Source organism: Halalkalibacter wakoensis JCM 9140, assembly GCF_000513095.1.
Lineage (GTDB): Bacteria > Bacillota > Bacilli > Bacillales > Bacillaceae_D > Halalkalibacter > Halalkalibacter wakoensis.
Window position 1 is genome coordinate 41,831 of sequence record NZ_BAUT01000022.1, and the last position, 11,185, is coordinate 53,015.

The following is an 11,185-nucleotide window of genomic DNA, read 5'->3' on the forward strand; positions in this document are numbered from 1 at the left end:
CAGCATCCGAGAAAGATATTATACAAATATTATATAATAATAGAACAAGAAAGAGAACTATAACCAAGTAGAAAAGAGATACGGGTGCAGTTTAAGAAACGAGAAAGATAGAAGAGGTTTGAATGACAAGTCGAATGGGAATAGTTAGTAATAGATACAGAGGAGGGATAATAAATGATTAATAAATTTGTAATGAATCCAAAAGTAGAGAAACAACTAAATATCATTCAACAGTTACAAACACAATCGGAAAATACGGTGCAATCACTGTATGCACAAGCAATCATAGAATATTCTCTCTATCATTTTAAAAAAGATAAACTGCAACATTTACTTGATGAAGCGTTGAGAGAAAGAGATAAAATGAAATTCTATCAACTATCATTAGAATATACACAATGGCTAGATGCTCATAAAGAAGGAAAAATGGTAAGAGAAGATGGGTTTGAGTTGCTTTTAACTTTTGAATAACAAAAAAAGATGTGTCTCAAAACAGTAATGACTGGTTTGAGACACATAGCAACTAGCTTTTATCGCTAGTCGTTAAAAGATTATAGGCATTTGTAAACATTGGATCATTTTTTACATAACTAGTAAAGATGGCATGTAATGCAGCCTCTTCATCTCCGGTAACATTCATTGCCTCATCGAAGGCAGTTAACAAAAAACGATCATAAGAAAGCAACTTCCTCATACGTTCCCTTTGATAAAACATGCAAATCGCTCCTTCAGTATGTTGTTATCATGCATTATCTCCTAAAAAGATCAAAGCTAACAAGAAAGCGAAAAAACTAAGTAAATCCCTAATTTTTGAAAGCGTTTACAAATAGAGATTGACAATAATCTGAACTTTTTGTACAATTTAAGCAGACTGACCGGTCGGTTAGTAACTCATACATGAATATCGTTACGTTAGTATATGAACATTAGGGAGAAGTGGAAGGGCGTGAGTACTAGAGTGAAGAAAAAGCCAACAAAAGAAAGGATTATTGAAACCGCTCTCAATTTGTTTGAAGAGTACGGCTTTCATGCTGTAACAGTGGACCGAATTGTAAAAGAAAGTCGATCATCAAAAGGAGGATTTTATCATAACTTTAAATCAAAAGATGAACTTTTGTATACCGTTCATGACTCATTCATTACATACATCCTAGATAAAGCTGAAGATGCCTACAATCGTTACACAACGCCTGCTGAAAGACTTTATGAGACCATTCGCTCATTTGTCATGATGTTTGAGTTATATCGCCCACATGTTACCGTCTTTTATCAAGAGTCGCTCTATTTAAGCTCTGATTATTACGATGCAATCAAGCAAAAGCGAAGAAGATATAAAGACATGATGTTTCGTGTAGTAGAAGAAGGAAAAGCTTGTGGGGAATTTAGACAGGAAATCCCTGTGCCCATTACATCCATGGCCATTTTTGGAATGACCAACTGGACATACAAATGGTACAAGGAAAGCGGACAGTATTCGATACAAGAAATTGCCAATATATACGCTGATTTAGTCATGAATGCCGTGTTAACAAAAGAGGCTAGTGTAAAACCAGAATATGCACGCTTTTTTCTTGCTAGCAACTAGAAAAGGGTAAAAAGGGGCTGTTCATATGGATATGTTTGACTATATACAAGAGATGGAGGAACGTCGGAATATCATCAAAGATGGTGGTGGTCAAAAACGAATAGATGCTCAGCATAAGAGAGGAAAGTTAACGGCTCGACAACGCATCGAAATTTTAGTAGATAAAGATTCTTTTGTGGAGTTAAATCCCTTTATTGAATATCGAGGAAATCCAAACGGCTCCAACGAAGCTCCAGGAGAAGGAGTCGTAACTGGATATGGGAAAATACATGGAAGATTAATCTTCCTATTTGCTCAAGATTTTACTGTATTTGGAGGAGCACTAGGAGAAATGCACGCCCAAAAAATTGCTAAAGTGATGGACTTAGCTGCTGAAAATGGTGCTCCAATTATTGGTTTAAATGATTCCGGGGGAGCAAGAATTCAAGAAGGAGTCTTATCTCTTGACGGGTACGGACATGTTTTTTACCGAAATGCCATCTATTCTGGTGTCATTCCACAAATTTCTGTGATCATGGGGCCCTGTGCTGGTGGAGCGGTCTATTCTCCAGCCATCACTGATTTTGTTTTTATGGTTGAACAAACTAGTCAGATGTTTATTACTGGGCCAAAAGTGATTGAAAGTGTAACAGGAGCCAAAATCAATTCGGAACAACTAGGAGGGGCAAAGGTTCACTCTAGTGTAAGTGGAAATGCTCATTTTACAGGGGAAACAGAAGAAGAGGTTCTCCAAAGTGTACGGAAATTAATACAATTCTTGCCTTCTAATTTTGAAGAGCGGGCTTGCCGACTTGAACCGAAAAACAAACAACCTGTAGACGAAAGAATTCATGAATTACTTGATATCGTTCCAGTGGATGGGACAAAAGTGTACGATGTTAGAAAAGTCATTAAGAAGATTATTGATGATGAAGACTTTATGGAAGTGCAACCATTCTATGCTAAAAACATTGTCGTTGGGTTTGCTCGTATCAACGGTGAAACGGTTGGAATCGTCGCGAACAATCCGAAAATGATGGCAGGAGGACTTGATATTAATTCTTCGGATAAATGTTCAAGATTTATTCGCTTTTGTGATTGTTTTAATATTCCTCTTATTACCTTTGAGGATGTAAGCGGATTCATACCGGGGGTGCAACAAGAACACGGTGGCATTATTCGTCATGGAGCAAAAATTTTATACGCTTATTCAGAAGCAACCGTACCAAAAATTACGGTCATTGTCAGGAAAGCATTTGGTGGCGCATATGTTGCATTAAACAGCAAAGCAATTGGAGCAGATTTAGTTTTTGCTTGGCCAAATGCAGAAATGGCTGTTATGGGTCCAGAAGGGGCAGCTACGATCATTTATGCGAAAGAAATAAAGGAGAGCAACACCCCAGAAGAAGTGCGTCAGCAGAAGATTTCAGAGTATCGTAAACGTTTTGCAAATCCATACATTGCGGCCGCGAATGGAATGGTTGATGACGTTATTGATCCAAGAGATACGAGAAAAAGCCTTATTCAAGGCTTGGAAATGCTAAAGAACAAAAAGAAACATTTACCTAAGAAAAAGCATGGCAATATCCCTTTATAAAAAAAGGTTTTACGTGAAACGAGAGGAGGGAAAATGCTGTTCACGGCCAAAAAACGTGAATCGGCATGTTTATGGATAACACCTTTAAAGAGTTTCCAATCCCTACGTATGAAGAGTGGAGGCAATTAGTGGAGCGTACGTTAAAAGGAAAAACGTTTGACGAATCGTTACTCACTCCTTTAATTGATGAAATTGTTCTAGAGCCAATGTATCAATCAAAAGATATTGAAAATAATCAAACGCTAAATGATAGACCTGGGACGTATCCATTTATAAGAGGAAACACCCAAGAGCCTCTTAAGTGGTCTGTTTCTCAAGTGATTGAAGCAGCAACCCCGAAGTTGTTGCACGAGCGAATTAGCCATGATTTTGAAAAAGGTCAGGATCATACTCATTTTGTTTTAACAAGTGAAATGAAGCAAGGGAGAAAACCAACAAGGAATGAAGAGGAAACGGGCATTCCTTTTTTTAATCTCTCTACAGTCCATGAAGCTTTGAATGGAATCGATTTGTCAAATAAACCTCTTCACTTGGATACGGGAGTTGTCAGCCTTCCGATCCTTGGGGCGCTTAGTCTTACGTCAAAAAAATTGAAAGGGACAATCGGCTCTGATCCACTTCATCAATTAGTCAGTTTTGGTTCCATTGATTATTCATTAGATCGTAGTTTTGATTTAATGGCACTAGCAACAAAGTGGGCGAGAAAACAACATCCACAACTAAGGACCGTGCTAGTCCAGTCCCATATATACCATAATGGCGGGGCTAGTCCATCTTTAGAGTTAGCTTCAGCTTTGTCAACTGCTGTTGAATATATCTCAGCATTGATCGAAAGAGGACTATCAGCAACTGAAGCGGGACAGTCGCTTCTGTTTTCATTTTCAATTGGAAGTGATTACTTTAGTGAAATTGCAAAAATTCGTGCTGCGAGAGCACTTTGGGCTGCGATCATGAAAGAATTTGGAGCTTCAGAAGAAGGCCAGAAAATGACGATTCACGCAAAAACATCGACATTTACGAAAACAAAAGACGACTGTCACGTAAATATTCTTAGGTGCACAACAGAAGCATTTGCAGCAGCTATAGCAGGAGTAGAAAGCCTTCAAGTCAGTCCTTTTGATGAATTACTACAAGAGCCTAGCGAACATGCGAGAAGAATTGCTCGAAATACATCATTAATTCTCCGTGAAGAAGCCCATCTCGCTGTTACAAGCGATCCAGCAGGGGGTTCCTGGTACGTTGAACATTTAACAGAACAAATGGCTATGAAAGCATGGGAGTTATTTCAGGAGTTAGAAGAGAACGGTGGAATGTCTGCTTCTTTAAAAAAAGGGATCGTTCAAACTCTAGTTCAAAAATGCTGGAATAAGAGAGTTGAAAAAGTGAGAACGAGAAAGCAAACGATTATTGGAGTTAATCAATATATTAATACAGATGACAAAAGACCAACGAAACCTGCTTCGAGAGTTGAGGAACGGAACTCTTATTTTGATTATATTGAACAACAAAAAGAAGTAACCAAAAAGCACGAAATTGAAACAATGGAAGACGTTCTAAAAATGGTAAGCGAACAGACCCCTTTTCATCACATACACAAACAACTGAAAGAGGGGGGCAAGAAAGAATGTGTAACACCTATTAAACAATATCGACTAGCAGAGCCCTTTGAACAACAACACCCAAAAAAAGATGGAGGGAGCTAGTAAATGAAGAGCAAAAAACCTATTTTTCATAAAATGCCATTTCCATCTTTTCCAAAAAACAATACCTCGATGAAAGACAGTAATTCAACCATGATTCAAACAGCTGAACAAATCTCTATTAAACAAGTTTACACAAAAGAAGATATAAAGGATTTTGCCCATTTGGACTATGTTTCAGGAATTGCTCCTTTTTTTAGAGGTCCTTATCCAGCCATGTATAAAACGCGTCCATGGACCATACGACAATATGCGGGCTATTCTACCGCAGAAGAAAGCAATGCGTTTTATAGAAAAAACTTAGCAGCAGGTCAAAAAGGGTTATCGATCGCATTTGATTTAGCGACCCACCGTGGATATGACTCAGATCATCCACGAGTTGTTGGAGATGTTGGAAAGGCTGGGGTAGCAGTTGATTCCGTTCTTGATATGAAACTTTTATTTGACGGAATTCCTCTTGATCAAATGTCCGTGTCTATGACAATGAATGGTGCAGTACTCCCAATTATGGCTTTTTATATCGTTGCAGCCCAGGAGCAAGGAGTTGCTAAAGAGAAATTAACTGGAACGATTCAAAATGACATATTAAAAGAGTATATGGTGAGAAATACGTACATTTATCCACCGGATGCCTCGATGAGAATTATTTCTGATATCTTTGAGTACACATCACAACATATGCCAAAGTTTAATAGCATTAGCATTTCAGGCTATCATATGCAAGAAGCTGGTGCGACGGCGGACATAGAACTTGCGTACACGTTAGCCGATGGTCTTGAATATGTACGGACGGGAATTGGAGCCGGTATCGATATTGATCAGTTTGCCCCAAGGCTATCGTTTTTTTGGGCGATTGGTATGAATCACTTTATGGAAGTGGCAAAAATGAGGGCTGCAAGGTTAATGTGGGCTAAGTTAATGAAGCAATTTCATCCGAAGAATGAGAAATCGCTTGCTTTACGTACTCACTCCCAAACATCAGGCTGGAGTTTAACAGAACAAGACCCATACAACAACATCATTCGTACGTGTATCGAGGCCATGGCAGCGACCCACGGCCACACACAATCCCTGCACACAAATGCACTGGATGAGGCCATTGCTCTGCCTACAGAGTTCTCTGCTAGAATTGCGAGAAATACCCAGCTGTACTTACAAGAAGAGACTGGGATGACGAATGTGTTAGACCCGTGGGGCGGTTCATATTATGTAGAAACGTTAACAAATGAATTAATGAAAAAGGCTTGGTCTCATATTGAAGAAATAGAAGAGCTCGGAGGAATGGCTAAAGCAATTGAAACAGGCCTGCCGAAAATGCGTATTGAAGAAGCCGCTGCAAGAAGACAAGCGCAGATTGACTCGAAGAAAGAAACCATTATTGGTGTGAATAAATATCGAGTTGAACAAGAAGAAGACTTGGATATATTAGAGATTAACAATACGGTTGTACGTGAAGCTCAGTTAAAACGGTTAAAAAAACTACGAGAAGAACGAAACGAGGAAGAAGTCAGACTTTCTTTGAACGCTTTAACGAAAGCAGCGGAAAGCGGAGAGGGCAACTTATTGGCACTTGCGATTGAAGCTGCTAGAGCAAGAGCAAGTCTTGGAGAAATATCGCAAGCATATGAAAAAGTGGTTGGTCGTCATAAGGCTGTTATAAGGTCGATTAGTGGTGTGTATAGCTCTGAATATGGGGAGAAGGATGAAATGAAGGAGATTCTTCATATAACAGATGAATTTGCTGAAAATGAAGGAAGACGTCCAAGAATCATGATAGCCAAAATGGGTCAAGACGGCCATGATCGAGGCGCGAAGGTCATATCAACAGCTTTTGCTGATATGGGATTTGATGTCGATATTGGTCCATTGTTTCAAACACCTGAAGAAGTGGCCATGCAAGCAGTAGAAAATGATGTCCATATTATTGGCGTAAGTTCTTTGGCTGCTGGTCATAAAACTTTATTGCCACAAGTTATGAAAGAACTTGAGAAGTTGGGAAGGGAAGATATTCTGGTTATTATCGGTGGAGTCATCCCAGCGCAAGATTATTCATTTTTACTAGATTATGGAGCAGCCGCCATATTTGGACCAGGAACGGTTATTCCCGTAGCTGCTATGAAAATTATGACAGAATTAAATAACCGTCTTGGCTATTCAACGGAATAAACAGAGGTGTTCTTGAACATCTCTGTTTTGGTTAGACAAAAGGAGGAGTGGGGAGTGAGGTATTCAAAAAAGAGTACGGTACTTACCGTTGAAGAGTATGTGAATGGAATAAAACATAACAATAGAGCTATTTTAGCTCGTGCGATTACCCTTGTAGAAAGCAACGCCTCAAAACATCTTTCACTAGCTCAACATGTACTGCAATCGATTTTGCCTGACACAGGAAAATCGATTCGAATTGGCATTACAGGAGTTCCGGGAGCAGGCAAATCAACGTTTATTGAATCATTTGGACTCATGCTCTGTCAAAAAGGCCATAAAGTAGCTGTTTTAGCTATTGATCCAACTAGCTCTCTTTCACGAGGAAGTATATTAGGAGACAAAACGAGAATGGAACAACTCTCAAGACATCCTCATGCATTTGTTCGACCATCTCCTACCGGTGGAACGTTAGGGGGCGTCGCCAGAAAAACAAGGGAGTCTATTTTATTATGTGAAGCGGCTGGATATGATAGGATCATTGTTGAAACTGTTGGAGTAGGCCAAAGTGAAGTGACAGTTCGCTCAATGGTCGATTGTTTTCTTGTCTTAATGTTAACAGGAGCTGGTGACGAGCTTCAAGGTATGAAAAAAGGAATGATGGAATTGATCGATCTTTTGCTTATTCATAAAGCAGATGGTCAAAACTTAGCAAAAGCAGAGCTATTAAGAGAAGAGATGAACCGTATCCTTCATTTGTTAACCGGTAACCAGAAATGGGAACCAAAAGTGCTGACGGCCTCATCTATTACAGGAAGTGGATTGAATCAATGCTTAGAAACCATTGAACTATTTATAAAAAAAATGAAAGAAACAAATGATTTTGAAGAACGAAGAAAGAAACAAGCAACTGACTGGTTTTATTCACTAATTGAAGAACAAATACTATCGAGCTTCTACGAAAATGATGAAGTGAAAAAGGAACTGGGGATAATGCTGAGAGCCGTTACCGATGGTCAACTTAGTCCAACGAAAGCCGCATTAAAGCTATTAAAATCTTATGATGTGATCTAAAATAGCTAATTAATGATTCCATTGTTCTGTGTATTTAGTTACAATAATACTATACTGATAGTGAAAACATCATAGGAGGTCTGACAAATGAATGGATGTCAGCGTTGCAGCCAATTCCCCAAATTAGAGTCAGCTGGATTTTTGTGGTTTTATAGTAAAAATCCTCTCATCACAGAAAAGCTATTTGATCATTCAAATATTAAACTGAAAAATGAACAAACAATTCTTTATTCATATCAGTCGTTTGATGAGTTAGAAAAGATTATGCGTGAGCTAGATAAAACGTTTAGCAATCAAGAAAAAATAGAAATTTTAGGTACATACTCAAAGGAAAAAGACAATCAAAGTCGTTTTATGAACATGACGCCATTTCCTATGTTGCTTGAACGCCTTCAACATCGTGAGTACGTCACCATTATTAACCAGGGTCTTTTTACTCAGCATATGCAACCGATTATTCAACTTCAAAGTGACCATGTTTTTGGCTATGAGTTTCTAGTAAGATCATTGCCGAATTCTCACTCCTTTTTTCCTGGAGAGCTATTTTCCTTTTCACAGCGTGCCGGACTACAATCAAACTTGGACAGCCAAGCACGAATAGCCTCGATTGAAGTAAGTTCCCAAAAAGTAAAAGCGGGTAATAAAACGATTTATCAATTTTCTGCCTTCTTCCATTTATGACCCGAATCATTGTCTGAAAAGTACATTTCGTGCTGTGAAAGACTATAATGTTGATCCGAATGATTTAGTTTTTGAAGTGGTTGAAACAGAAAAAATCGAAGACATCTCTCACTTGAAATCGATCTTCAGTACATATCAAGCACATGGAATAAAAGTTGCTTTAGATGATTTAGGTTCTGGTTACTCAACGTTAGAAGTATTAAGAGAACTGAAGCCCAACTTTGCTAAGATTGACCGTACACTTGTTGATCATTGTGATTCAGATAAAGAAAAACAAGAGCGAATAAAAGCTATTGTTGATATAGCCGGAGAGCATCAAATTGAACTATTAGCTGAAGGAATAGAAAGAGCGGAGGAAGCTGAATTTTGCAAACAAATTGGTGTTCCACTCGCTCAAGGATACTACTTCGGTAAGCCAGACGCTAGTCCGTTGCAACATGATCGTTTGAATGTGTAAAAATGGAGAAGAAGTCTACGGCCCTTTATCAAGATGAAGAGAGGCAAGTTCCTAGACAATTAAAAAAGCCGCATTGGAGCAAATGCTTCCAGTGCGGCTTGGGTTGTATACGCTCTATCATTTTGCTAATGCAGTAGAACGCAAGGACTGTAGCGGTACGGAAAATACAGATGGTTGATTCGTTTTAGGATTGAAAAACGCAATTAGTAAGCTTGGTTTCTCTTCATAAGAATCATTGAAAAGATGAAATGGAATCGTCTCAATCATCGTATGTTTATGAAGGTCCTTTTCAGTAAGCTTCAGGTTAGCAAATTGGGACGAAACAACAGATGGCTTGTCTGCTAACATAGCTAAATAGTCGCTTTGCTCTTGCTTTGTAAGAGAGAAGTCCCACCAAGTCTTCCTAGGCTTATGCTTATGATTTTCAAAGAAATCAACAATCATAAGAGCTCGAATGACAGATAAATCTGTTCTTGTCTCTCGACTACGTAAAAACAAGAAAAGTCTTTTAAATAAGTCCTCTAATTGATGACCGATTCGTGACCAGCCCCGTTTATCCCAAAAATCACCAAACTCTTGAAAGAAATCAAAAGCAGACTCAAATTCATGAGCAACCAAGTATTCAACTGTCCGATCCATGCGATGATCGTTCCAATACTTCTCTAGTACGTCTTCAACACGTTTGATTCGTATAATTTCATCAAATGTCAGCACATTGTTTTTTAATATTTCATATGGAGAGTGATCCATATAAACATAATCATGCTGCTCGGCACGAAGTCGTAGTCCTGTTCCTCGTAGCATTTTTAAAAAGCCTAACTGTAACTCTTCCGGACGCATCTCAAATACATCATTGAATGTATTTCGAAACGATTGATAATCTTCTTCAGGCAACCCGGCTATCAAATCAAGGTGTTGGTCAATTTTCCCACCTTCTTTGACCATGGTAACGGTTCTTTTTAACTTTTCAAAGTTTTGTCTTCGCATAACGAGTTCATTGGTAGCATCGTTTGTTGACTGTACCCCAATCTCAAAACGAAAAATACCAGGAGGAGCGTTTTCATTTAGGAAAGAGAGAACTTCTGGACGCATAATATCAGCTGTAATCTCAAATTGGAAAACACAGTCTTGATGATTTTCAATCAAAAAGCGAAAAATCTCCAGAGCATAATCTCTTCTAATATTAAACGTACGGTCAACAAATTTAATCAGTTTCGCGCCACTTTCAATTAAAAAGAGAAGGTCGGCTTTTACTCGTTCAATGTCAATATACCGCACCCCAACTTCAATGGAAGATAAACAAAATTGACAGCTATATGGACAACCACGGCTCGTTTCAAAGTAAGTCACCCGTTTGGATAAGCCGTCCATGTCTTCAGGAAAACGATAAGGAGTCGGTACGTCATCTAGCTTTAGTTTTGGTCTTGGTGCCGTGACGATAACCTCTGCATCTTTGCGATAGGCTAGGCCAAATACCATATGATACTTCTTTGTTGTATGAATTTCTTCTAGCAATTGCTTAAAAGTTTCTTCACCTTCACCTACAACGATGAAGTCTACATTTTCGAGATTTTCTAGCCACTCTTTTGTATCATAAGAGACTTCAGGTCCACCTAAAACAATTTTCGTTTCCGGTATTACTTTTTTTAACATGTTTATGACTTTAATTGTCTCCTCAATGTTCCAAATGTAGCAACTGAATCCAATTACATCTGGTTTGCGCTCATAGAGGTCTGACACGATATTCATTACTGGATCTTTAATTGTATATTCAACCATCTCAACTGGAAAATCTGGTTCTGCATATGCTTTTAAACATCTTAAAGCAAGACAAGTATGAATATATTTTGCATTCAACGTCGTGACGACGGTTTTCATTTTGATACCCCTCGATTCTCTTATTTGTTACGTTTTAGTATCATACCATATTTCGGCGTAGAACTTAAATGAAGGGGCAAGGGGGATTG

Annotated in this window: 10 protein-coding genes; 8 read left to right on the forward strand and 2 right to left on the reverse strand. The window is 38.5% G+C overall.

All coding sequences use genetic code 11. The features are described from left to right. Positions 1-174: 174 nt before the first annotated feature. Positions 175-471, forward strand: coding sequence for an IDEAL domain-containing protein (locus JCM9140_RS10545; RefSeq protein WP_034745840.1), 297 nt, complete (start codon positions 175-177; stop codon positions 469-471). 52 nt (positions 472-523) lie between these two features. Here JCM9140_RS10545 and JCM9140_RS10550 read toward each other — a convergent pair whose 3' ends face one another. After that, complete coding sequence (locus JCM9140_RS10550) at positions 524-715, reverse strand: hypothetical protein (protein WP_034745843.1); 192 nt, start codon at positions 713-715, stop codon at positions 524-526. 243 nt (positions 716-958) lie between these two features. Here JCM9140_RS10550 and JCM9140_RS10555 point away from each other — a divergent pair, with 243 nt between their 5' ends. The 7 genes from JCM9140_RS10555 (at position 959) to JCM9140_RS22525 (ending at position 9,218) form a co-directional block, all read left to right on the forward strand. Then, positions 959-1,585 (forward strand): TetR/AcrR family transcriptional regulator, encoded by a 627-nt coding sequence (locus JCM9140_RS10555; protein ID WP_034745846.1) that lies wholly within the window; start codon positions 959-961, stop codon positions 1,583-1,585. A gap of 25 nt (positions 1,586-1,610) precedes the next feature. Next, the gene (locus JCM9140_RS10560) at positions 1,611-3,161 is read left to right on the forward strand and encodes an acyl-CoA carboxylase subunit beta (protein WP_034745851.1); all 1,551 of its coding nucleotides are present in this window, start codon (positions 1,611-1,613) and stop codon (positions 3,159-3,161) included. A gap of 65 nt (positions 3,162-3,226) precedes the next feature. Beyond that, positions 3,227-4,864, forward strand: coding sequence for a methylmalonyl-CoA mutase subunit beta (locus JCM9140_RS10565; protein WP_081727654.1), 1,638 nt, complete (start codon positions 3,227-3,229; stop codon positions 4,862-4,864). Between the two features lie 69 nt (positions 4,865-4,933). Beyond that, positions 4,934-7,027: a methylmalonyl-CoA mutase gene (scpA, locus tag JCM9140_RS10570; protein WP_235715321.1), complete on the forward strand. Its 2,094-nt coding sequence runs from the start codon at positions 4,934-4,936 to the stop codon at positions 7,025-7,027. A gap of 54 nt (positions 7,028-7,081) precedes the next feature. Continuing rightward, positions 7,082-8,080: a methylmalonyl Co-A mutase-associated GTPase MeaB gene (gene meaB / locus JCM9140_RS10575; protein WP_235715320.1), complete on the forward strand. Its 999-nt coding sequence runs from the start codon at positions 7,082-7,084 to the stop codon at positions 8,078-8,080. Positions 8,081-8,167: 87 nt separating this feature from the next. After that, a complete protein-coding gene (locus JCM9140_RS22520; protein ID WP_052002195.1) occupies positions 8,168-8,761 on the forward strand; it encodes a hypothetical protein in 594 nt (197 codons plus the stop codon). A 13-nt stretch (positions 8,762-8,774) separates the two neighbouring features. Next, the gene (locus tag JCM9140_RS22525) at positions 8,775-9,218 is read left to right on the forward strand and encodes an EAL domain-containing protein (protein WP_235715322.1); all 444 of its coding nucleotides are present in this window, start codon (positions 8,775-8,777) and stop codon (positions 9,216-9,218) included. Between the two features lie 117 nt (positions 9,219-9,335). Here the strand turns inward: JCM9140_RS22525 and JCM9140_RS10585 are convergent, their stop codons facing one another. After that, positions 9,336-11,096 carry a B12-binding domain-containing radical SAM protein gene (locus tag JCM9140_RS10585; RefSeq protein WP_034745853.1) on the reverse strand — a complete coding sequence of 587 codons (1,761 nt, stop codon included), beginning with the start codon at positions 11,094-11,096 and terminating at the stop codon, positions 9,336-9,338. Positions 11,097-11,185: the final 89 nt, after the last annotated feature.